The sequence below is a fragment of the Micromonospora sp. NPDC005171 genome (genome assembly GCF_040608575.1).
Lineage (GTDB): Bacteria > Actinomycetota > Actinomycetes > Mycobacteriales > Micromonosporaceae > Micromonospora.
The window spans coordinates 32,184-53,781 of the sequence record NZ_JBEXIM010000019.1 but is presented as its reverse complement, the minus strand read 5'-3'; the positions used below and the strand labels follow the sequence as shown (position 1 = coordinate 53,781).

22 protein-coding genes are annotated in these 21,598 nt (G+C 70.5%); 7 read left to right on the top strand and 15 right to left on the bottom strand.

Translation table 11 applies throughout. The features are described from left to right. Positions 1–56: 56 nt before the first annotated feature. The 4 genes from ABZU74_RS21690 to ABZU74_RS21675 are packed head-to-tail and all read left to right on the top strand — an operon-like array spanning position 57 to position 3,410. On the top strand, positions 57–857 hold the full coding sequence (locus ABZU74_RS21690; protein ID WP_355426659.1) for an ABC transporter permease: 801 nt from the start codon (positions 57–59) through the stop codon (positions 855–857). Further along, entirely contained in the window at positions 854–1,678 is an 825-nt protein-coding gene (locus ABZU74_RS21685; RefSeq protein WP_355426657.1) for an ABC transporter permease, read from the top strand. The genes ABZU74_RS21690 and ABZU74_RS21685 overlap by 4 nt, the downstream gene beginning before the upstream one ends. Next, complete coding sequence (locus ABZU74_RS21680) at positions 1,671–2,483, top strand: ABC transporter ATP-binding protein (protein ID WP_355426654.1); 813 nt, start codon at positions 1,671–1,673, stop codon at positions 2,481–2,483. Before ABZU74_RS21685 ends, ABZU74_RS21680 begins: the two co-directional genes overlap by 8 nt. A gap of 39 nt (positions 2,484–2,522) precedes the next feature. After that, positions 2,523–3,410, top strand: a complete 888-nt coding sequence (locus ABZU74_RS21675) for a PaaX family transcriptional regulator C-terminal domain-containing protein (RefSeq protein WP_355426651.1) — start codon at positions 2,523–2,525, stop codon at positions 3,408–3,410. On the opposite strand, the gene ABZU74_RS21670 is transcribed toward ABZU74_RS21675, so the two are convergent. The 11 genes from ABZU74_RS21670 to ABZU74_RS21620 all read right to left on the bottom strand — a co-directional run bounded on the left by ABZU74_RS21670 (position 3,334) and on the right by ABZU74_RS21620 (position 12,452). Continuing rightward, positions 3,334–4,860, bottom strand: a complete 1,527-nt coding sequence (locus ABZU74_RS21670; RefSeq protein ID WP_355426648.1) for a long-chain fatty acid--CoA ligase — start codon at positions 4,858–4,860, stop codon at positions 3,334–3,336. The two genes, ABZU74_RS21675 and ABZU74_RS21670, sit on opposite strands and share 77 nt — an antisense overlap. Before the next feature lie 59 nt (positions 4,861–4,919). Beyond that, the gene (locus tag ABZU74_RS21665) at positions 4,920–5,372 is read right to left on the bottom strand and encodes a MaoC family dehydratase (RefSeq protein ID WP_355426645.1); all 453 of its coding nucleotides are present in this window, start codon (positions 5,370–5,372) and stop codon (positions 4,920–4,922) included. Between the two features lie 17 nt (positions 5,373–5,389). Beyond that, on the bottom strand, positions 5,390–6,271 hold the full coding sequence (locus tag ABZU74_RS21660; RefSeq protein WP_355426642.1) for an amidohydrolase family protein: 882 nt from the start codon (positions 6,269–6,271) through the stop codon (positions 5,390–5,392). A 51-nt stretch (positions 6,272–6,322) separates the two neighbouring features. Then, the gene (locus ABZU74_RS21655) at positions 6,323–7,249 is read right to left on the bottom strand and encodes an SDR family NAD(P)-dependent oxidoreductase (RefSeq protein WP_355426639.1); all 927 of its coding nucleotides are present in this window, start codon (positions 7,247–7,249) and stop codon (positions 6,323–6,325) included. A gap of 162 nt (positions 7,250–7,411) precedes the next feature. Further along, positions 7,412–8,167 (bottom strand): IclR family transcriptional regulator, encoded by a 756-nt coding sequence (locus tag ABZU74_RS21650; RefSeq protein WP_355426637.1) that lies wholly within the window; start codon positions 8,165–8,167, stop codon positions 7,412–7,414. A gap of 30 nt (positions 8,168–8,197) precedes the next feature. Continuing rightward, entirely contained in the window at positions 8,198–9,151 is a 954-nt protein-coding gene (locus ABZU74_RS21645; RefSeq protein ID WP_355426635.1) for a PDR/VanB family oxidoreductase, read from the bottom strand. Next, positions 9,148–9,366 carry a hypothetical protein gene (locus ABZU74_RS21640; RefSeq protein ID WP_355426632.1) on the bottom strand — a complete coding sequence of 73 codons (219 nt, stop codon included), beginning with the start codon at positions 9,364–9,366 and terminating at the stop codon, positions 9,148–9,150. The genes ABZU74_RS21645 and ABZU74_RS21640 overlap by 4 nt, the downstream gene beginning before the upstream one ends. Beyond that, positions 9,363–10,406 carry an aromatic ring-hydroxylating dioxygenase subunit alpha gene (locus tag ABZU74_RS21635; RefSeq protein WP_355426630.1) on the bottom strand — a complete coding sequence of 348 codons (1,044 nt, stop codon included), beginning with the start codon at positions 10,404–10,406 and terminating at the stop codon, positions 9,363–9,365. Before ABZU74_RS21635 ends, ABZU74_RS21640 begins: the two co-directional genes overlap by 4 nt. 156 nt (positions 10,407–10,562) lie before the next feature. After that, complete coding sequence (locus ABZU74_RS21630) at positions 10,563–11,168, bottom strand: TraR/DksA C4-type zinc finger protein (protein WP_355426627.1); 606 nt, start codon at positions 11,166–11,168, stop codon at positions 10,563–10,565. Between the two features lie 130 nt (positions 11,169–11,298). Continuing rightward, complete coding sequence (locus tag ABZU74_RS21625; protein WP_355426624.1) at positions 11,299–12,033, bottom strand: VOC family protein; 735 nt, start codon at positions 12,031–12,033, stop codon at positions 11,299–11,301. Between the two features lie 59 nt (positions 12,034–12,092). Beyond that, complete coding sequence (locus ABZU74_RS21620; protein WP_355426621.1) at positions 12,093–12,452, bottom strand: DNA polymerase ligase N-terminal domain-containing protein; 360 nt, start codon at positions 12,450–12,452, stop codon at positions 12,093–12,095. 134 nt (positions 12,453–12,586) lie between these two features. Here ABZU74_RS21620 and ABZU74_RS21615 point away from each other — a divergent pair, with 134 nt between their 5' ends. From ABZU74_RS21615 to ABZU74_RS21605, 3 genes are all read left to right on the top strand, one after another. After that, a complete protein-coding gene (locus ABZU74_RS21615; RefSeq protein WP_355426618.1) occupies positions 12,587–13,207 on the top strand; it encodes a TetR family transcriptional regulator in 621 nt (206 codons plus the stop codon). Positions 13,208–13,328: 121 nt separating this feature from the next. Beyond that, the gene (locus ABZU74_RS21610) at positions 13,329–14,828 is read left to right on the top strand and encodes an FAD-dependent oxidoreductase (RefSeq protein WP_355426615.1); all 1,500 of its coding nucleotides are present in this window, start codon (positions 13,329–13,331) and stop codon (positions 14,826–14,828) included. Positions 14,829–14,976: 148 nt separating this feature from the next. Continuing rightward, positions 14,977–16,035 carry a hypothetical protein gene (locus ABZU74_RS21605; protein WP_355426613.1) on the top strand — a complete coding sequence of 353 codons (1,059 nt, stop codon included), beginning with the start codon at positions 14,977–14,979 and terminating at the stop codon, positions 16,033–16,035. Positions 16,036–16,117: 82 nt separating this feature from the next. On the opposite strand, the gene ABZU74_RS21600 is transcribed toward ABZU74_RS21605, so the two are convergent. The 4 genes from ABZU74_RS21600 to ABZU74_RS21585 all read right to left on the bottom strand — a co-directional run bounded on the left by ABZU74_RS21600 (position 16,118) and on the right by ABZU74_RS21585 (position 21,577). Continuing rightward, entirely contained in the window at positions 16,118–17,218 is a 1,101-nt protein-coding gene (locus ABZU74_RS21600; protein ID WP_355426610.1) for a Gfo/Idh/MocA family oxidoreductase, read from the bottom strand. Continuing rightward, positions 17,188–17,898, bottom strand: coding sequence for a ThuA domain-containing protein (locus ABZU74_RS21595; RefSeq protein ID WP_355426607.1), 711 nt, complete (start codon positions 17,896–17,898; stop codon positions 17,188–17,190). The genes ABZU74_RS21600 and ABZU74_RS21595 overlap by 31 nt, the downstream gene beginning before the upstream one ends. A gap of 733 nt (positions 17,899–18,631) precedes the next feature. After that, a complete protein-coding gene (locus tag ABZU74_RS21590; protein ID WP_355426604.1) occupies positions 18,632–20,107 on the bottom strand; it encodes an RICIN domain-containing protein in 1,476 nt (491 codons plus the stop codon). A gap of 30 nt (positions 20,108–20,137) precedes the next feature. Further along, positions 20,138–21,577 carry a glycoside hydrolase family 43 protein gene (locus tag ABZU74_RS21585; RefSeq protein WP_355426601.1) on the bottom strand — a complete coding sequence of 480 codons (1,440 nt, stop codon included), beginning with the start codon at positions 21,575–21,577 and terminating at the stop codon, positions 20,138–20,140. Between the last annotated feature and the right edge of the window lie 21 nt (positions 21,578–21,598).

The following is a 21,598-nucleotide window of genomic DNA, read 5'->3' as shown; positions in this document are numbered from 1 at the left end:
CTCCCCGGCTGGCGGACCGGGGAGGGCCTCACCGCCCGCCTGACGACGGGAGTGACATGCGCGTGTTCCCCACCCGACGCCTGCGCGCCTTACGCAAAGCGATGCTGGGCGTCGTCGGCCTGACCGGGTTCCTTGTCGTCTGGCAGCTGATCCCGACGCTGGGCCTGATCAACCCGCTGTATCTGCCGTACGTGACGGACGTGCTGGCGCGGCTGTTCGAGCAGCTCGTCGACCTCGCGTTCTGGCGGCGGCTGGGCAGCACCATGACGTCCTGGGCGATCGGACTGACGGTGGCGACCGTCGCCGCCGTCGTCCTCGGCACTGTCGTCGGGTTGGTGCCGTTCCTGCGGCGCGCGACGCACACGATGGTCGAGTTCCTGCGACCGATCCCGTCGGTCGCCCTCATCCCGCTCGCCGTGCTGATGTTCGGCATCCAGCGGCAGGCCGCCCTCGTCATCATCATCTACGCGTCGTTCTGGCAGGTGTTCGTGCAGGTGATCTACGGCGTCGCCGACGTCGACGCGGTGGCTCGCGACACCGCCCGCAGTTTCGGTCTGACCCGGCGGGAGCAGTTGTCGCACCTCGTCCTGCCCACCACCCTGCCGTACCTCATGACGGGCCTGCGCCTCGCGGCCGCGGTCGCGCTCATCCTCGCCATCACCGCGGAGATGGTGATCGGTAACCCGGGCCTCGGGCGCATGATCGAGCTGTCTCGGTCCGCCGGAGACGCCGCCGGCCTGTACGCGCTGGTCGTGGTCACCGGCCTGCTCGGGCTCACGGTGAACATCGTCTTCCGGTTCATCGAGCGTCGGGTGCTGTCGTGGCACCAGTCGGTACGAGGAGAGGAGCCGTTGTGACCGCGTACACCGGGCGGATCGCCACCACGGCACGCAGCCGGACCGTCGGATCCCGGATCGCGGCGAGCCTGCTCTACCCGCTGGGGCTGCCGACGCTGCTGCTGGTGCTCTGGGCTCTGGTGGCGACGAGGACGACGAGTCGGTTCTTCCCCGACCCGTTGACGATCGCCGAAGCCTTCCGGGAGACCTGGGTCGGCCCGGCGTTCGTCGAGGACGTGCTGCCCAGCCTCGCCCGCCTCGGCCTCGGTGTCGCCGGGTCGATCGTGCTCGGGATCGCCGCCGGCACCGTCATCGGCCTGACCCGCTGGTTGCGCGAACTCCTCGAACCGCTGCTGGAGTTCCTCCGGGCCATCCCGCCGCCGGTGCTGATTCCGGTGGTGATGCTCCTGCTCGGGATCACCGACACCATGAAGGTCGTCGTGATCGTCTCCGGCGCGGTCTGGCCGATCCTGCTGAACACGATCGAGGGTGTCCGGGGGACGGACAGCGTCATGACGGAGACCGCGGAATCGTTCCAGGTCACCTGGTGGGAGCGGCTCTGGTTCCTCGTGCTCCCGGCCGCCAGCCCACGGATCATGGCCGGGGTCCGGCAGGCCCTCTCGGTAGCGCTGATCCTGATGGTCATCTCCGAGATGTTCGCCTCCTCCTCCGGCCTCGGCTACCGGATCGCCTACTTCCAGCGCAACTACCTGATCGCCGAGATGTGGAGTGGCATCCTCCTCCTCGGTCTCGTCGGCGTCTTCCTCGCCGTAGCTTTCGGTCTCGTCGAACGGCGTGTTCTGCGCTGGTACCACGGAATCAGGGAGGTCAACCGTGCCTGATCGGAGCACCCTGCTGCGGGTGGAGCACCTGCGGAAGGTCTACGAGTCGGCGACCGGCACCGTCGAAGCGATCGGGGACATCAGCTTCACGATGGACGCCGGTGAGCTCGTCTGCATCGTCGGGCCGTCCGGTTGTGGCAAGACCACCCTGTTGAAGTGCCTCGCCGGCCTGCTGCGGCCCACCAGCGGAGTGGTCGAGATGGACGGCTCGCCGGTGACCGGGCCCAGCCCGGCCATGGCCGTGGTGTTCCAGGAGTACGGTCGCAGCCTCTACCCCTGGCTGACGGTGCGCGGGAACGTCGAGCTGCCACTGCGGCACAAGAAGCTCACCCGCACGGGCCGGAACAAGCTGGTCGTCGACGCCCTTGAGGCGGTGGGCCTCGCGCACGCCGCGCGAAGCCACCCGTGGCAGCTCTCCGGGGGGATGCAACAGCGGGTGGCGATCGCGCGGGCGATCGCCTACCAGCCCGACGTCCTGATCATGGACGAGCCGTTCGCCGCCGTGGACGCGCAGACCCGGGCCGACCTGGAGGACCTGGTCCGCGAGCTGCACGCCAGCCGCACCATCTCGGTTGTCTTCGTCACCCACGACATCGACGAGTCGGTGTATCTCGGTCAGCGGGTTCTAGTATTGTCCACGTCGCCGACCTGGGTCCAGGAGGACCTCGCGATCGACCTGCCGCCGGAGCGCGATCAGATCACGACCCGCGCTCTGCCCCGTTTCACGGAACTGCGGACGCACGTCTACGACCAGATCCAGCGGGCCAAGCGCGGGCAGGCTGTGGCCCCGCGATCCGCGCGGTGATCGGCGGCCAGGCCAACGAGTTCGCCGAAGGGAAGCGCTGTGGGTAGTCGTCAGCCGAAGCAGTTGTTGCTCGCCTTCTTCGGCGAACACGTCGTCGACGCCGCCACGGGACCCATCCGGGCGAGCGCCCTGATCAACGTGCTGGAAGGCGCGGACGTCGCCGCGCCGGCCACCCGCGCGACCCTCGACCGTCTCGTGCACAGCGGCATCCTCGCCCGCAGCCGGAGCGGTCGGGAGACGCTGTTCTCACTGACCGAGCACGGGGCCGCGGTGCTGCGCGAGGCGACGTACCGCGTTCGCGGGCCGCGGCCGTTCGACCCACAGGGCAGCGGGTGGACCCTGGTCACCTTCTCGATCCCGGAGGGCCAGCGGATGCTGCGGCACCGGCTCCGTTCGACCCTCACCTGGGAGGGCTTCGCGCCGCTCCGGGACGGGCTCTGGCTCGCGCCCGGCGAGGTCGACCTCGCCGGGTCGTTGGAGCGGCTGCGGCAGGACCTCGCGCCCAACACCGTGGTCGCCTTCCACGCCCGCGAACTCGCCGGGTTCCCGATCGGCGAGAGCGTCCGCGCGGCCTGGGACATCGAGGCGATCCGACGCGCGCACCTCGCCTTCATCGAGGTGTGGGACGACCCGTCCGCGCTGGCGATGGCGCCGAGCGCCCTCACCGTACGGACGATGCTCGTGGCGGACTGGCTCGCGCTGCTGCGCGCCGACCCGAGGCTGCCGGCCGAGTTCATGGACGCGGAATGGCCCGCCGCGAGATCGGTGCGGACCTACCGCCGGGTGCACGACAAGCTGGCCGAGGCGTCCGCGGCGGAGTTCGCCGACCTCGTCGCGGCCCGACCCACGACTAGGCGCCGAATCGGGTCCGCAGATCGGCCTTCCGCACCTTTCCCGACGCCGTCCGCGGCAGCTCGTCCACGATGACGACGTTCTTCGGGAGCTTGTAGCGCGCGATCCTGCCGTCCAGGCAGGCCCGGACGCTGGCGGTGTCCACGGACACCCCCTCCCGCACGGTCACGATCGCCCACGGCACCTCCCCCCAACGCTCGTCTGGTACGCCGATGACCGCCGCCGAGGTCACCCCGTCGACCTCGGTGAGCAGCTGCTCGAGTTCGAGCGGGTAGATGTTCTCGCCCCCCGAAATGATCATGTCCTTGAGGCGGCCGGAGATGTAGAGGTATCCGTCGGCGTCCAGGTGGCCGAGGTCGCCGGAGCGGAACCACCCGTCGGCAGTGAACGCCTCGGCGGTTGCCTCCGGCAGCCCGTGGTAGCCGGGGAAGACGTTGGGGCCGGCCACCTCGATCTCACCGACAGCGCCGGCGGGCAGCACCGCACCGGCCGCATCGGTGATCCGCACGTCGGTGAAGAAGTGCGGCAGGCCGACACTGCCCTGCTTGACGCGGGTCATCGTCGGCGGCAGCGCGGTGGCGCCCGGCGCGGCTTCCGTCATTCCGTAACCCTGGGAAAACGACAGGCCCCGCGCCTCGTACGCGTTGAGGATGCGGGCCGACACCGCCGAACCTCCACAGGTGAGCTTCGTCAACGTCGACAGGTCGGTCGACGCCCAGGCGGGGTGGTCGGCCAGCAGCTGGTAGGTGGTCGGCACGCCGCTGAGCATGGTGACCCTGTGCCGCTCGATCAGCGCGAGCGCGCGGCCCGGCTCGAAGCCCCTCTCGATGACCATCGTGGCGCCCTTGAGGATGACGGGCAGGGCGCCCATGCCGAGCGAGGCGACGTGGAACAGCGGCGAGATCATGAGCGCGACGTCGGTGGAGACGACGTCGTAGTCGACCACACAGTTGAGCGCCACCCAGGTGAGGTTGCCGTGGGTCAGCACCGCGCCCTTGGCCCGGCCGGTCGTGCCGGAGGTGTAGACGATCGCCGCCGGATGCTGGTGGGCGGTGTCGGCATGGTCGGTGAACCCGGCGACGGCGGCCCGGGTCAGCTGGGCCAGCCCGGGTCGGTCCGCGGTGCCCTCGCCGTTGACGATGACGTACGGGGTCCGGGCGGCCGCCGCCGCGGAGGCCACCGGCACCGCGAAGTCCGGGTCGTGGATCAGCACCCGCGCCGCGCAGTCGGCGAGGACGTAGCCGATCTCGGGCGCCGCGAGCCGGGTGTTGACCGGCACGAAGACCGCCCCCACCTGCGCCGCCCCGAACATCACCTGGAGGAGTTCGGGGCTGTTCTCGCCCAGGTAGGCGACGGAGTCGCCGGCGCCGACGCCCCGCTCCCGCAGCACCGCCGAGACCCGGTCCGCGGCGTCGGCGAACTGTCGGTACGTCATGAGCGACCGGTCGCCGTGGATGATCGCGACCTGGTCCGGGGACTTGAGCCGGCGTTTGGCCAGCCAATGGCCGATTCCGTGCTGGTGCATCATCATTCTCCTGGGGGTGGAGGTGGTGTGCTCGCCCGGCTCGACGGATGCCCCCGGGCTCAGGCGTGGAAGCGGTACAACCCTCGCGCGACGACCGCCGGCTTGGCCCCGCCCTCGATCTCGATCGTCTGGTCGACGGCGAGCTGGTAGCCGCCGCGGACCTCGACGACCTCGACGACGGTGGCCCGCATCCGCACCCGCGCCCCGACCACGACCGGCGCGGGGAAGCGCACCTTGTCGAGGCCGTAGTTCACCTTCGTGGTCACGCCCTTGACCTCGAGCAGCTCGGTCCAGAGGGGAACCGCCAGCGAGAGGGTGAGGAAGCCGTGCGCGATCGGCGCGCCGAACGGGCCGGTCTTCGCCCGTTCCGGGTCGACGTGGATCCACTGGTGGTCGTCCGTGGCGTCCGCGAACAGGTCCACCTGGTCCTGGGTGACAGTGCGGTACCCGGTGTGGCCGAGATCGGTGCCGGCGAGGTCACCGAGCCGGTCGTAGGTGATGGTCGTCGTCATGGCGTTTCCTCTCGTCGTCACCGGGCCAGGCCCAGCAGTCGGACCGCGTTGTCCTTCAGGATGCCCGGGAGCACATCCGGTTTGAGGTCGGTCGCCCGCACGTCGCGAAGCCACCGGTCCGGGGTGAGCATCGGGTAGTCGGTGCCGAAGAGCACCCGGCGCTTCAGCAGCGAGTTCGCGTAGCGCACCAGCTCGGCCGGGAAGTACTTCGGGCTCCAGCCGGACAGGTCGATCCAGGTGTTGTGCTTGTGCGTGGCCACCGACAACGCCTCGTCCTGCCAGGGCACCGACGGGTGGGCCATGATGATCTGAAGGTCGGGGAAGTCCGCCGCGATCGGGTCGAGCAGGATCGGGTTCGACCGGCCGAGGCGCAGGCCGTAGCCGCCCGGCGTGCCCGCGCCGATGCCGGTCTGCCCGGTGTGGAAGAGCGCCGGGACGCCGGCCCGCTCCAGGAGGCCCCACAGCGGCGCGTACTCGTCGTGGCTGGGGTCGAAGCCCTGCACCGTGGGGTGGAACTTGAAACCGCGTACGCCCTCCTCCCGGATCAACCGGTCGGCGAGTTCGAGGGCCGCTTCCCCGGTGCGCGGGTCGACCGACCCGAACGGGATGAGCACATCGGCGTGCTCGGCCGCCGCGCGGGCGATGTCGGTGCTCGACAGTGGCTGGTGCTTCAGTTGGGTACGCGCGTCCACTGTGAAGACGACGGCCGCCATCTCTCGTTCGCGGTAGTAGCGCGCCACCGCGTCGACCGCGGGCCGTGGGCCGTCCGTCTTGAAGTACGCCGACGCCGCTGCCACGAGCGGTTCGGGCAGTGAGGTGTGACCGTGGTCGTCGACCTCGATGTGCACGTGCATGTCGATCGCCGTGACGTCGTCGAGGTCGATCGCGGGCTGGTACATGGGGCCAACCTTCGTCAGGCGGGTCGGTGCGGGCAGGTCTGCTCGGGCCGGTCAGGACGGCGTGGGCTCGAACTCCTCGGGGAGTTTCGGGAAGCGTTCGCCGACACTCTGCGCGGCGCCTGCGAACGTCGTCGGCCAGGCCTCCACGAGCGCGTCGTACGTCCAGCCGCCCTCGCGGTGCGCGGTCAGCGCCGCCTCCGGGTGGGTCCAGATCTGCAGGCGGTCCCCGCCGACGCCGATCACCTGCCCGGTCACCGAGGCCGCCGCGTCGGAGCCGAGGAACGCGACCAGCCCGGCCACGTCGTCCGCCGTGCCGAATCCCAGCTCGTGTCGGAAGAACGCGGGCATCGGCTCGCCGTTCGCCTCGGCCCGCACCGCCGCCGCGAAGTACGGAACGGTGGCCGTCATCGCGGTCGCGGCGACCGGGACGACGGTGTTGGCGGTGATGCCGGCCCGCTTGAGTTCGAGCGCCCAGGTCCGGACCATGCCGACGATGCCCGCCTTGGCGGCGGCGTAGTTGGTCTGGCCGAAGTTGCCCCGCTGCCCGGTGGGTGACCCGACGCAGATGATCCGCCCGCCCTCACCGGCCTGCCGCATGTGTTGCACCGCCTCGCGGACGGTGGTGAACGTGCCGCGCAGGTGCACGTTGATGACTGTGTCGAAGTCGTCGTCGCTCATCTTCCACAGCACCGTGTCGCGCAGCACGCCGGCGTTGGTGACGAGGATGTCCAGCCGCCCGAAGTGCTCGACCGCCGTGCTGACGAGCTCCTTCGCGGTCTCGGTCGGGCCGACCGGTGCGACCACCGCGACGGCCCGGCCGCCGGACGCCTCGATCGCCGCCACGGCGGCCGCGGTGGCTTCGGCGTCGACGTCGTTGACCACGACCGAGGCGCCCCGCCGCGCCAACTCCTGCGCGTAGGCGAGGCCGAGACCCCGCCCGGCGCCGGTGACGATGGCGACCTTGCCGTCCAGTGACATGAGTGCTCCCTTTCGTCGATGCCGATCTGCGCACGAAGGTGGGGAGTAACACGCGCACGGGCAACGTAATGCAGAATTTGATCGGGCGTCAACGATTTGCAGTCTGTCTACATCAGACGCCGCGGCGGTTGGGGCCGGCGGCGACGCTCGGTGAACTCGCCGTCAGCCCTGGTGGGAGCTGTTCAGCGCCCGGGATACCACCCGGCCGGCGGCCTGGACCAGCGGCGCCAACGCCACCGGGTCCGCCCGGTCGTGGGCGACCACCAGCGAGATCGCCGCCACCACACCCTCCGGTACGCGGATCGGCGCGGCCACCGAGAGGGCGTCCATGGTGACCTGACGGTCGCTGACCGCGTACCCGACCCGGCGCACCTCGGCGAGGCAGCGACGCAACCGCCTCGGGTCGGTGATGGTCAGTTCGGTGTACCGCTCCAGCGGCGCGGCCAGCACCTGCTCCTGGACCTCGGCGGGCGCGTGGGCGAGCAGGACCAGCCCGACGCCCGTGGCGTGCAGCGCGAAGCGACCCCCCACCCGGGTGAGCACCGGCACCGCGTGTCGCCCGGCGATCCGTTCGATGAAGACGAGTTCGAGGTCCTGCCGGACGGCGAGCTGGACGTTCTCGTGAGTCACCTCGTACAGGTCCTCCATCACCGGCAGGGCCAGCTCCCGCAGCCCGAGGCCCCTCGGGGCAAGGGAGCCCACCTCCCACAGCCGCAGGCCGATCCAGTACCGCCCGTCGTCGCCGCGCTCGAGCGCCCCCCACGCGACCAACTCGGCGGCCCGCCGGTACACGGTGGGCAGTGGCATCCCGGTGCGACGCGCCAACTCGCTCAGGGTCAACGCCGGGGTGGCCGGGCTGAACGCGTCGAGCAGCGCCAGCACCTTGCTCGTGACCGACCGTCCCGGTTCTGCGCGCACCCCGTCATCATCCCCGCCCACGTCGGGCGGTCACAGCTCCAGCACGAGTCGGGGCGTACGGGCCCGGGAGACGCAGATCATCATGGTGTCCCCGGCGGCCCGCTCCTCCGCGGTGAGCAGGCTGTCGCGATGCTCCGGCACACCGGCGAGCACAGGCGTCTCGCAGGTGCCGCAGGTGCCCTCCCGGCAGGACGAGAGGACCTGCACCCCAGCCTCCTCCACCGCCCGCAGGATCGGCGTGCCCGGCGGCACGGTCACCGTCCGCCCGGAGAGCGCGAGTTCGACCTCGATCGTCGTCTCCGGCCCACCGGTGTCGCCCCGGGCGGTGAACCGCTCGACGTGCAGGCAGCCGGCTGGCCAGCCGCGGCAGTGCTCCTCGACGGCGGTGATCAGTGGTTCCGGGCCGCAGCAGTAGACGAGACCGGTGCCGGGCCGGCCCAGCAACCCGGCCAGGTCGAGCAGCCCGGTCTCGTCCTGCGGGTGCAGGCTCACCCGGTCGCCGTACTTTTCCCGCAGGGTGGTGGCGAAGGCCATTGTGGCGCGGCTGCGTCCGCCGTACACCAGCCGCCAGTCGGCGCCCGCCGCGTCGGCCGCGGCGACCATCGGCGCGATGGGGGTGATACCGATGCCGCCGGCGATGAAGAGGTAGCGCCGTGCCGCGACCAGCGGGAAGGTGTTGCGCGGTCCGCTCACCCGAACGGTCGCGCCGACGGTCAGCCGCTCGTGCGCCAGCCGGGATCCGCCGCGCCCGTTCGGTTCGCGCTGCACCGCGATCCGCAGGACGGACCGCTCGGCCGGGTCACCGCAGAGGGAGTACTGGCGGGCCAGCCCGGCCTTCAGCTCCAGGTCGATGTGCGCGCCCGGCGTCCACTCGGGCAGGTCACCGCCGTCCACGCGACAGAGGCGAATCGCCACCACCTCGGCCGCCACCTGATCGCGGCCGGCGACCACCAACTCGACACCGGTCAGCGCCTCCACTGTCACTCGCGCATCGCCAGCCGCCTCGACGGTCCGGGCACCGGCACGGCCACGCCCTGGTGGCCCTGCGGGTGGCCGAGCAGCCACTCCCACAACTCGACCGGTTCCTCGGCGAGGCGCTCGGCTCCGCAGTGGCAGATCCCGCGCAGGGTGTCGGTGCCCGGCACCCAGTGGATCCGGTAGACCCGGTCCCCGGTGAGGGAGCCTGCTCGGGATCTCACCGCGCCGCTCCCACCGTCCCCGACTCGACCATCCGCGCCAGCAGCCGCCGAGCGGCCAGGCCACCGGTGTCGATGTTGATGCTCAACTCCTGATACCTGTCCGGCTCGGTCGCGATCACCTGCTCCAGGATGTTGAGCGCTGTCACGTCCTGCATGACAACTGTGTGATTGCTGTGGTGGAGGTATTCGCTGACCGACTCGTCGTCGATCGCGAAGTCGCGCGCCACAGCCCAGAAGTCATAGGTGGTGTGCTCCGTCGACGGGGTGATGGCGTACACGATCTCGGCGTGGAACGCTTCGCTGTCCTCGCCCTCGGCGGGCGGGAGGACACCCTGCGGCGCGATCCGGCTGTGCAGCAGGTAGAGGCAGGGCGGGTGGTACTCGATGTCCTGCCACCTCGTGATCCGGCCCTGGATGCCTGTGGAGCGCGCGTAGAACGGCGGGCACTCGGCGTCGTCCATGTGCCGACTGACGTAGACGATTCCCCGGTCCTCGTCCACTTCGGTGGTGATCGGAGTGTTCGCCACCTCCGGCGTGCCGATGTAACCGCCGTGCAGATAGGTCTCGTGGGACAGGTCCAGGAGGTTGTCCACCAGCAGGCCGTACCGCGCGTTCAGTGGCGCCATACCCCGCACCACCGCGTAGCGCGGGTCGGCCAGCCACGGTGCGCGGGGAATCGCGGCCGGGTCGGCCCGGTCCAGGTCGCCGATCCACACCCAGATGAAGGAGTCCTGTTCCACCACCGGGAACGAGACCACCCGCGCGGTACGCGGGATGCGCTGTTGACCGGGTACGAAGACGCAGGCGCCGGTCGGATCGTAGGTGAAGCCGTGGTAGCCGCAGACGATGGTGTCGCCGTCGAGCCGGCTCTCGGACAGCGGGAAGCGCCGGTGTACGCACCGGTCGGCGAGCGCCACCGGCTGCCCGGCATTGGTGCGGTACAGCACCAGCGGCTCCCCGAGCACCGTCCGGGCGAGCAGGCTTCGCCCCACCTCACTGCCGTAGGCGGCCACATACCACTGGTTACGCGCGAATGCCATGCGACCGGACCTCCATGCCGACGGACGTCGATGGAGCCGGATCGTCCCGTGCGGTGTCCCCGCTGGGGAACCGGAGCTTTCACTGAATGAAAGGCCGGACTCTGGCCCGTGCTGGTGTGGCTGCCGTGCCGGCGGCACGGCAGCCACACCGGGGCGTCACCTGTTCTGCTTCTCCTGGCAGGGCACGCAGAAGCGAGCGTGCGGAAGAACAGCGAGCCGCTCGGCCGGAATGCGCTGGTGGCACTTCTGGCAGGCACCGTAGGTGCCGTCGCTGATCCTGCTCAGCGCACCGGTGATCTGCTCGATGTTCTGGCGGGTGGCCACCAGCAGCGCGGCCCGGTTGTGGGCCTCGCCGGGGTCGCCGGTGTCCGCGTTGAGTTCGGTCAGTTCCCGCAGCCGAGCCGTCTGGGTGGCGAAGTCGTCCGCCAGGGACGCTCGCACATCAGCCAGCCAACTCTGATCGAGGGTACGACGATGATCGACGGTCATGGTCTGCCTTTCCAGGGGATTGGGCGGGAAAAACAAAAAGGGCCGAAGCTGGATAGCTTCGCCCTGGCGGTCGTTCTGGGTATGCAACGATTCCGCAGGTGGGCCTCGGCCGGTTCGCGTCGGGCTCGACATCTTGTGCGTGAGCGCGGTGTGCGGCGCGCGGACAACCGGCACCCGCATGTCGGCCTTGAGGCGTGTCACCGTCGGCACCTGGACAGCACCGCCTACCGCCACCTCGGTGGCGGCGGGCGAGCGGAGGGTCACCGGCGGCATGCCCCCACCATAGATTGGTGTTTGCCGTAAAGCCAACGTCCGCGGTGGGACCTCACTTCGGCCACGAACTGCGGCTTTCCGACGCAGCAGGGTTCTTGCCCGACGCGGCGGGCACCGCGACCTGACTGGGTCAGCTCGGGGTGAGGAGGCAGAACTCGTTGCCCTCCGGATCGGCGAGCACCCGCCACGGGACGCTCTGACCCAGGTCGATGGGGGTCGCGCCGAGACTCCGCAACCTGGCTGCCTCGGCCTCCAGGTCGTCACCGGGGTACGGGCGGACGTCGAGATGGACGCGGTTCCATCCGCTCTTCACGTCAGGTGTACGGATGAACTCCAGGTAGGGGCCGACGCCCTTGGCGGAGCGCAGTCTCGCCCCCTGGTCGGTCACCTCGTGCAGCGTCCAGTCCGTGGCCTCGCTCCAGAACCGGGCCATGGCTCGCGGGTCGGCGCAGTCGACCACGACGGCGGCGACCGGCCCGGTGCCCTGGTAGATCGGTCGGGGGTCCAGCACGCAGAACTCGTTGCCCTCCGGGTCGGACAGGACCGTCCACGGCACGTCACCCTGGCCCACGTCGGCGGCTGTCGCGCCGAGATCCTTCAGGCGCGCGACCAGCTCCGCCTGATGCTCCGTCGAGGTGGTGGCGAGGTCCACGTGCACGCGATTCTTCACCGTCTTGGGCTCCGCAGACACGATGAGGTCGACGCAGACAGCGACCGGGTCGGGGTAGACGAAACCCTCGGGTTCGAGGTTCGTCACGCCAGGTCCCTCGCTGGAGACCCCCCAACCGAGCGCCTGCGCCCAGAACCCGCCCAGCGCGGCGTCGTCCCGAGCCTTCATGTTGATCTGCACAAGCCGCGTTGCCATGCCGGCGATGCTAGGGCCTGTGACGCAGTCCCGCTGCCCACCATCGCCGTCTTCGTCGGCTACCGTCCGCGCTCAGCGGGAGGCTGCTCCTTCGTCAGGTGGAGCAGCCACCCCTCGCCGGTGCGGATCAGCGCGTATCGCCGGGGGCCGGTGCGGCCGTGCAAGGTGAACAGCATCCGGCGGTCGGTGCGATCGTGCTCCTCCCAGGTGCCGATGTCGGCGATCGACTTGTCGACGTCCTCGTAGGTGAGGTGATCGAGGTCGTGGTCGGGCACGGCGATCGCGAGCCGGTTGTCGCTGGGGCTGTCTGGCAGACCACGAGGCACCGCCCACGAGCGCAGCACGCCGTTCTCCTCGAGCCGCAGGTCGAAGTGCGGTCGTGGTTTGCGGTGGTCGTGCAGGACGAAGGCGGGCGCCACTCCCCCATTGTCGGCGCCGGCCGGCCCTCGCGCCTGTCGACGCGATCACCTCGCGCGGCCGGCACCCGTCACATGGCAACTTCTTGCGTGGCGCGCATATTTGCGTGTCCCGCAAATAGTGCTAGCGTTGTGGCATGACGGGGCTGCGGGAGCGCAAGAAGGCCGAGACACGCGCGGCGCTCGGGTGGGCCGCGATCCACCTCACCGCGGAGCGCGGCTACGACAATGTCCGCGTCGAGGACATCGCCGAGGCCGTCGGTGTCTCCCCGCGCACCTTCAACAACTACTTCTCCAGCAAGGCCGAGGCGATCGCGTCCCGCCACCTCGACCGCAGCCTGCGCACCGCCGCCGCGCTGCGCGAACGTCCCGCCGACGAGCCGCTCTGGGTGGCGCTCACCCAGGCCGCACTGGAGCAGTTAACCCGCGGCCCCGAGGTCGAGGCGATGCCCTCCCCCGGCCACGCGCAATGGGTTGCCGGCGTCCGCACCATGCTCGCCGAGCCCGCGCTACAGGGCGAACGGCTGCGCGCCACCGCGGTCGCGGAGGCCGAGCTCGCCGCCGCGGTCGCCGAGCGCACCGGCACCGACCTCGCCACCGACATGTATCCGAGGCTCGTCGCGGCTGCCGCCAGCGCCGCCGTCGCCGTCGCCATGCAGCACTATCTCGACAGCGCCGACCCACCCGCCCCGATCGACCGCCTCATCACCGACGCGTTCAGCCAGGTCGCCGCCGGCCTCCCGGCCCCGTCGCACTGAGCTGCCCCTCGTCCACCGCACCACCTCACCCACGTCTCCAGCCGCGTCCCACTCCCGCGGCGGGCCGGCCCCGTGCCGCGCCTGCCGTGGCGATGACGCACACCCCGAAGGGATCACGATCATGATCGATGTCGTCATCGTCGGAGCAGGCCCCAACGGCCTCATGCTCGCCTGCGAACTGGCCCTCGCCGGCGTGCACCCCGTCGTCCTCGAACGCCACCCCGCGCCCGCCGGCGAGGCTCGCGCCAACGGCCTCGTGGGCCAGGTCGTCCGCCTGCTCGACCGACGCGGCCTCTACGCGCGGCTCAGCGGTGAGAGCACCCCGCCGGTCCCCCAACCTGCCTTCACCTTCGGCGCGTTCCCGCTGGATCTCACGATGCTCGCGGAGAACCCGCACTACGTGCTCGGGGTGCCACAGGCCCAGCTCGAGGCCGCCCTCGCCGCCCGGGCCGTCGAGCTCGGCGTCGACCTGCGCCGCGGCCACGAGGTCATCGACCTCCGGCAACGCCCCGCCGGGGTCGAGGTCGCACTCGCCGACGGTACGCAGCTCACCTGCCGTTTCGTCGTCGGCGCCGACGGTGGCCGCAGCGCGGTGCGCCGCCTCGCGGGCATCGACTTCCCCGGTGTCACAAACGACCGGTCGATCTCCCGCACCGCCACGGTGACAGTGCCCACGTCTGCCCTCGACCCCGAGACGGGCGGCCTGCGCGTGCCCGGCTACGGCGTCGTCCCGCCGTTCCAGCACACCCGCACCGCGCGTGGCCTGATCGCCTGGGCCCCCTTCCCCGGCCGCCCGGCGATCCTGAGCACGACGGAGTGGCCCGACACGCCAACGAACGACGAGACCCCGATGAACCTGGCGGAGCTGCGCGCCAGCGTCGCCCGGGTGCTCGGAGCCGACATCCCCCTCGGCGCGCCTGACGGCCCGGGCCTGCTGCGGCGGCTGACCGGCCGCAACACCCGGATCGCCGCCCGCTACCGCGCCGGCCGGGTGCTGCTCGTCGGCGACGCCGCGCACGTGCACCCCGCGATCGGCGGCCCCGGCCTCAACCTGGGCCTGCAGGACGCTGTCAACCTGGGTTGGAAGCTCGCCGCCACGGTGCGCGGCTGGGCACCGCAGGGCCTGCTCGACACATACGAAAGCGAGCGTCGCCCCGTCGCCGAACGGGTCGTCATGTCCACCCAGGCGCAGTCGGCGCTCATCGGCCCCGGCGACGAGATCACCGGCCTGCGGCAACTCTTCGCCGAACTGCTGTGCAAACCTGAGGTGACCGGGCACATCGCGGCGCTGATGTCCGGCGCGGACATCAGCTACCCCGCCGATCCCACCGACCCGATGGCCGGCCGCTGCGCCCCCGACGTGGTCGTGCACGACGACCACGGTCCGACACGCCTCGCCGAGCTGACCCGCACCGCCCGGCCGCTGCTGCTGGACTCCACGGGTGTCTACGCCGAGATCGCCGCGCCCTGGCGAGACCGGGTCGACGTGGTCACCGGCTCACTGCGGGGCACCACAGCGACCGCGTTGCTCGTACGCCCCGACTGCTTCGTCGCCTGGTCCGCCGGGGACGCCGATACGCTGCGCGCCTCGCTCACCCACCACTTCGGCCTTCCTCGATGACCACCGGAGACCATCCACGAGCGCCAGCCCGCTATCAGCGGCTGCGCTGACCGTTGGCTCTCCGTACTGGCCGGCCAGTGGGCATGGTCAGTAAGGTACGTCGATGGGCAAGCGCTCGACCCGAGCCACGAACGGTGACCGTGTCTCTGTGATCACGTTGGTCCACGGCACGTTCGCACCCGACGCCGCGTGGACCAGGCCGGACAGCGCCTTGAGCACATCGCTGCGAAAGGCCGGCTGCCACGTCACCCGGTTCGTGTGGTCGGGCCGCAACTCTCACCGGGCGCGAGCCGGCGCCGCGCACGGCCTGGCCGAGCATTTGCGGCAGCAGCTCACCGAGCATCCTCGCGCCCGACACTGGGTGATCGCGCACAGCCACGGCGGGAATGTCGCCCTGCACGCCGCCGACCAGTTACGTACCGCGCGGGGCGGCGCTGCGCCCGTCACCACAGTGACCCTGGCGACGCCGTTCCTGCACGCGCGCTCTCGCCACATCGCCGGTTGGCCGCTGTTCGTCATCGTGCTGTTCAGCGTGCTGCTGCTCAGTTCGGCTTCGGCGACAGCCGTGACCGGCCCGCGCTCACCGGCCGACGCGGCGCTGGTCCTCGGTGGCGGCGTGTTCGCGGCCATCCTGGCCTTGTGCGCCGTCGGCGCGGTCCAGCACCGGCGATCCCTGAGGCCGGGCTGGCGGGGCCGGCTCATCAGCGCTGTTCACGCGCCCACGGCTCGACCCAACGAGATCATTGTCATCCGGGCCGCCGGCGACGAGGCATCCGGGTTGCTCGCGGCCGGCCAGTTCGTCGGCTGGCTGAGCGCGGCAGCCACCCGGCTGCTGACCAATCTGTGGTTCTGGACCGTCCTCATCGGGCTGCCGCAGCTCGCGATCGTGGTGGCCACTCTCGTCGGGCACGGCGGGCGGATGGCGTTCAACCTGCTGGTCTACGGGTTCACCACACCCGGCCTCGTGGTGGTTGCCGTGGTGGCGGCGATGGCCGGCTCGGCGGTGGTGTTCGGCATCGATGGCCCGTTCGCCGGCCTGGTCGCGTCCTGCTCGGCCGAGGCAGCCCCGCCGGGCACGGCGACGCTGCTGCAGCTCGAGCCTCGCCCCAGCGCCACCAGGAGTGGCCTCGCGCACTCCAGCCTCTACAACGACGAGCAGGTCATCTGCTACATCCTGTCCGCCGTCCGCCGGTCGCTGCGGAACTGACCGAGGGCTACCGACGTCACATGGGTACGGGCCCTTCCGGAAGCGGAGGCGTCTCAGCCCTGTCTGACTCCCGTCAACGTCCCTACACCTTCCAGCCCTCGACCGGAGTGAGCGGAACCGGTGCGGGCCGCTGCACCGTCGTCGTCAGCTCGATCCGTCGGCCTTCCGCCGCCGACCGGAGCAGGCTGGTCATCGTTTCGAGCACGTGCAGTGCGACGTCGCCGCCGGCCCGCGACGGACGCTTGTCGTCGGCCCTGACCAGGTCGATCAGACCGATGCCCCGGGAGCCCTCGGCGTAACCGGCCCCCGGTTCGAGGGCACGCCATTCGGTGTCACCGAGCGCGAAGAGGCGGACCTCACCGTCGAAGTAGTTCGGGTCGGGGACGGCGAGCGTGCCGGCCTCCCCGTGCACCTCGATCGGGGCGGCAGTCGTCCGGACGCCGTCGAAGCTCGTCGTGATGGTGGAGAGCGCACCGTTGGCGTGCTCGAGGACGCCGGTGAGGTGGGTGTCCACCCCCACCGGGATCCGTTCGCCGGTGCGCGGACCCGAGCCGATGACGCGCTCGGTGCGCAGGCGGCTGGCGGCTCCGGTCACCGCCCGGACCGGCCCGAGCAGGTGGATGAGCGCCGAGATGTAGTACGGCCCCATGTCCAGCAGTGGGCCGCCGCCCGGGGCGTAGTAGAAGTCCGGGTTGGGATGCCAGCGTTCGTGACCGGGAGTGACCATGACGGCCGACGCGGACATCGGGCGTCCGATCAGCCCGCCGTCGATCGCCGCTCGCGCCGTCTGCGTACCCGTACCCAGGACGGTGTCCGGCGCGCACCCGACGCGCACGCCTGCCGACGTGGCCCGTTCGATGATCGAGCGGCCGTCCGTGAACGTCACGGCGAGCGGCTTCTCGCCGTACACGTTCTTGCCGGCGTCGATTGCACCCAGCGAGATGTCCGCGTGCGCCGCGGGGATGGTGAGGTTGAGCACCGTCTGCACGGCCGGGAGGGCGAGCAGGCGGTCGACGCTCATCGCCTCGGCTCCGGGAATCGTGGCCGCGACCGCTGCCGACCGGGAGGCGTCGAGGTCGGCCACCGCGGCGATGCTCACCTCGGGGTGGTCCGCGAGTGTGTCCAGGTACGCGCGGGAGATGACCCCGAGACCTACGACGCCGACGCGGTGCGGGTCGCCCACACCATTCCCCTCTCGATGACGGTACGGACGCCCGCGTGCTCCAACACGTCGAGGCTGTGCCCCGGGGTCGTCACGACGACGCGCCCGGCACCCCACTGTCGGGTCCAGATCGCCGGCGAGGTGACCGGCCGGTGCCACGGATGCCACGCCTGGGTCGGGTGGGTGGTCACGGCCAGCACGTCGATCAGGTCGTCGTGCAGCACCCAGTACTGTTCGGTGACCAGGTCGAAGTCCTCGATGCCCACGGTAATCGGGTGCTCCCGGCCGAGGTCGGTGATGCGCACCGTGTGCGGCAGGAAGTTGTCCTCCGGGCCACCGTGACGCTCACACGGCTCCAAGCCCGGATGGGTAGCGAACTGGCCGCCCACCAGGTGCAGGTATTCGGAGGACGCGCGGAACGAGTCCACGATGCCGCCGTGCCAGCCGGTGAAGCCCGTGCCGGCGATGACCGCCGCACTGAGGCCCGCCACCTGGTCCGCGGTGATCTGCGACATCGTCATGCACTGCACGACGAGGTCGGTCTCGGCCATCTCGGCGGCGTCAGCGTAGATCTCTGTCGACTCCTCCACCCGCACGGCATAGCCGCTGCCTTCGAGGAAGGGGAGGAACAACTCGGTCGCCTCGACCGGCTGGTGCCCCTCCCAACCGCCCCGAACCACCAATGCTCTCCGCTGCGCCACCCTCGCTCCCTCCCACGGCCCGTCGCCACCGGGCTGGCTGCTTCCGCCCCGACAACGTGCCGCCGATGCCCGTACGTGTCGAGCACCGGAACCGTACCCGTGGTCGCCGGCAAAGCCGACGTACGCCGGCCTCCGGATTCGACTTTGCCCGGTCCGCCTGGACCGCGCCAGGGACGACACAAGTGCCGGATCGCGCAGAGGTTTCCGGGCCTACCGGGTTGGGAAAGCGCCCATCGACGGATCAGCCGCTACGGCGGTTACCCCACTGGCGAGGGCTCTGGACCGAGCCACGGCCGCCGAGGTGCTGACCCTTGCCATGCGGTTGAGGTGAGGCGACCTTGCCCTTCGCGCGTCGGGCAGCCCGATTCGCGGGAACGGCAGGCGGGTCGGTCTCGGTCTCGGCCGGTGTTGAGGTGTCGGCAGCCACCGCTGGGACGTCTTGGGCGGGCTCAGGCTCCGGCATCGGGCTCTCCTTGAATGTGGTGGGGTCCTGCACGGGCCATCGACGGCCGGCGGACGCAGGCTGATCGACGGCGGGTTACGGGCCTTGACGGTAGCGCAACACCAGGCCCAACCGAGTGGTCCCCCGCTCCGATGGGACGGCCGTTACCTGCTGCCCGCCGGGGCGGCCCGAGCCCCAGGGCGCGGCCGCATCGCCACACCTGGATACCTCCCCCGGCACGATCTGACGGGCGCCCGTGCCGAAGCTCTCCGTGGTCGCCCGGAACGACAGTCAGACGGTGGTGCGCGACCACTGCTGGTTGGCGCCGGTGTTGCACGAATACTGTTTGAGGACCACCCCATCCGCGGTCGCCGCGGCCGGCACGTCCACGCACTTGTTGCTGTGTCGTGCCCGGAGCTGGAAGTAGCCGCCGTTGGTGACCATCTGGAACTGTTGGTTGGCGCCGGTGCCGCAGGTGTACTGGACGAGCTCCGCGCCGTCGGCGGTCGACGCGCTCACCACGTCGAGGCACTTTCCGCTGTGCCGGCTGATGATGCGCCAGTAGCCACTGCCGGCGTCCTGGAACTGCCACTGCTGCCACGCACTGCCGCCGTACGTGTACTGGCCGACGCGCGCACCGTTGTCGGTGTTCGGCTGTTGGACGTCCATGGCCTTGCCGCTGTGCCGCACATCGATCCGGTAGAACGTCCCCGTCGACGGCGGCGGCGTGGTCGGGCCACCGTCGACGGTGTCGCCCCACGCGTACCGGATCCGGTCCGCGCCGGAGGTGTTGCGGACGGTCAGGTTGAGGTCGGTGCCGCTGCCGCTGAGGGCGAACATCGAGTACCAGTCGTAGCCGATGCTGCCGGTCTTGCCGCCGAGGGCGGGCCAGTAGGTGCCACCCATCTGGTTGTCCCGCATGACCTGGGCCATGGCGCGGATGTAGCGCACGAAGTTGTCGGTGCTGCCCGCGTCGGCGTAGTTGCGGCCGTCGTTCATGGGCGCGCCGAACTCGGTCGCGACCGCGCGGGAGGCGCAGTTGCCGAGACGGGCCTGGATGTGGCTGCGGAAGGCGTCGTAGGTCATCGCGCCGTAGAAGAAGGCGTAGTAGTGGAAGGACAGCAGCGTCGAGTTGAAGCGGCTGTCGTTGCAGATGTCGCGCAGGTCCTGGCTGAAGCCGGTGCCGCCGATCAGCACCCGGCCGGGCACCGCCGAGTAGTGGTAGCTGAGCCAGTTCGCCGCGACGTCGCGCCACTCCGCCGAGCTGTAGCCGTGCGGCTCGTTCATGGGCTCGAAGTAGACGTTGGTGTTCGAGCCGTACGTGTTGGTCACCGTGGACCACATCGCGTTCCACGCGGCGAGGTTCGTGATCCTGCCGCCGGAGGCGGCGCCGTCCTCCCAGTAGGCGAGGATGACCTTGAAGCCGCGGGCGGTGGCGGCGTCGATGGCGCCGCGGTACGCCTCCCACCAGGCCGTCCCCACGGTGTGGGTGTTGATGGGCAGCCGGACCGTGTTGACCCCCATGGTGGACGCCATGTCGTCGTAGAGGGCATTGGCCTTGGCACGTACTGTCGCGTTGCTGTCGGACGAGTTCAGGCCCTGCACGACGAGTGGGCTGGTCTTGAAGTTGTCACCCAACACGGCCCAGTTCATGCCTCGGAACTGGCTGGTGGCGGCAGTGGCCGGCGACGATGCGACGACGACGACGCCAACCAGCGCGGTCAGCGCGGCCACCAGGGCGTACAACGCCCGTCGATGTAGTGCCACAGTCGGAACTCCTTGGGACAGGGACCAGCTTCAGCTGGTCAGGCGGAAGGTGGCGTCGGCGCGGCTCTGCGCGTCGGCGACCGGGTCGAGCCGCAGCAGGTAGGCGTAGTGCCGGAGGTAGCGGTCCGGGTGGCTGTAGGACTGGAACGACGTCCACGAGGAGTTGGCGAGGCCGGCGACCTGCCGGAAGGTGGCGTCGGCGGCGAAGGTGGCGGTGCCTTCGTTGGCTTCCAACCGGAAGTCGAACCCGTAGTGGCGCAGGTAGTAGCCCGGATAGTTGACCGACTGGATGGAGACCGTGCCGGAGCCGACCAGGCCGGGCACCAGCCGCCACTGGCCGTCCTGGGCAGGGCTGACGTTCGGGTCGATGCGGACGTCGTAGTCGTAGTGCCGCACGTACCGGTCCTGGAAGTTGTACGACTGGATCCGGTTGACCGCGGTGGCCGGCCAGCGGGCGAGCACCCTGTTCTGTTCGGCGGCGGTCAGGTTGAGGAGCGAACCGTGCCGCTTCTTGGTGCCACCCATCGCGTACGAGCCGGACGCCGGGAGCCGGTAGCTGCCCGGGCTCGACGGGTCGGTGGTCAGGACCGGCAGGTAACCGCGTCCGCTGGAGTACTGGTCGAGGTAGAGGACCCACTCGTTACGGCTGTTCATCTTCATCCACATCGGGCCTTCGACCTGGGAGCCGGTCAGCCCGATGCCGGAGAGGTTCCCGAGGCTGGTCCAGGTGCCGAGGATGGAGTTGCTGCCCTCAATGGCGATCTGGCCGTCCCGGGAGGCCCGCACGTAGCGGTAGGCGCTGACGCCGGCCGGCACCTCGACGATCTGGGTGTCGATGATTTCCTGGTTTCCCGGCCGGTCGACGTAGACCTGCGGCGTGGTGACGCTGCGGAAGTTCGCCGTCCGCGCGTAGTAGATGCGGTGCTTCGTCACCCCGTTGAGCGGGACGTTCGTCGCCCAGTAGAGGACGTAGTCGCCGGTGGCCGGGTTCCAGATCGCCTCCGGAGCCCAGGCGTTGCGTCCGTCCGGAATCGCGCCGGCGACGTTCAGCAGCCACGGCGCCGACCAGGTGACCAGGTCGGTGGACTCCCACACGACGAGGTTGCGGCTGCCGTTGTTGATCGCGGTCGACCAGTCCTGGCCGCAGCCGATGCACAGGTCCGTGGCGATGATCCAGTACCGGTCGCCGGCAGGTGAGCGCACCAGGGCGGGGTCGCGGACGCCGCGGGTGCCGACTGTGGACCGCAGCACGAGCCCACCGTTGTTGAGGTCCGTCCAGCGCAGGCCGTCGGTGCTGTGGGCGAGGTAGATCTGCTGGTCGGTCGAGGACTCGCCGGTGAAATGGGCCATCAGGTAGCCGACGGTCGGGTCGAGCGCAGCGGCCTCCTTCGGTGTCGCCGCCGACCAGGTGGTGAACAGCAGGCACGCGGCGACCGCAACTGCACCGAGCCGGGCGAGGACTCTCGACATGTGTCTCTCTCCTTCGCGCAG

Bases quoted from the DNA above. Each gene is read 5' to 3' on its own strand.
- ABZU74_RS21630 (WP_355426627.1), bottom strand. From the start codon at position 11,168: ATGCCGCCGGTGACCCTCCGCTCGCCCGCCGCCACCGAGGTGGCGGTA.
- ABZU74_RS21635 (WP_355426630.1), bottom strand. From the start codon at position 10,406: ATGGCATTCGCGCGTAACCAGTGGTATGTGGCCGCCTACGGCAGTGAG.
- ABZU74_RS21585 (WP_355426601.1), bottom strand. From the start codon at position 21,577: ATGTCGAGAGTCCTCGCCCGGCTCGGTGCAGTTGCGGTCGCCGCGTGC.
- ABZU74_RS21660 (WP_355426642.1), bottom strand. From the start codon at position 6,271: ATGTACCAGCCCGCGATCGACCTCGACGACGTCACGGCGATCGACATG.
- ABZU74_RS21670 (WP_355426648.1), bottom strand. From the start codon at position 4,860: ATGCACCAGCACGGAATCGGCCATTGGCTGGCCAAACGCCGGCTCAAG.
- ABZU74_RS21625 (WP_355426624.1), bottom strand. From the start codon at position 12,033: ATGGCAACGCGGCTTGTGCAGATCAACATGAAGGCTCGGGACGACGCC.
- ABZU74_RS21690 (WP_355426659.1), top strand. From the start codon at position 57: ATGCGCGTGTTCCCCACCCGACGCCTGCGCGCCTTACGCAAAGCGATG.
- ABZU74_RS21615 (WP_355426618.1), top strand. From the start codon at position 12,587: ATGACGGGGCTGCGGGAGCGCAAGAAGGCCGAGACACGCGCGGCGCTC.
- ABZU74_RS21610 (WP_355426615.1), top strand. From the start codon at position 13,329: ATGATCGATGTCGTCATCGTCGGAGCAGGCCCCAACGGCCTCATGCTC.
- ABZU74_RS21665 (WP_355426645.1), bottom strand. From the start codon at position 5,372: ATGACGACGACCATCACCTACGACCGGCTCGGTGACCTCGCCGGCACC.
- ABZU74_RS21655 (WP_355426639.1), bottom strand. From the start codon at position 7,249: ATGTCACTGGACGGCAAGGTCGCCATCGTCACCGGCGCCGGGCGGGGT.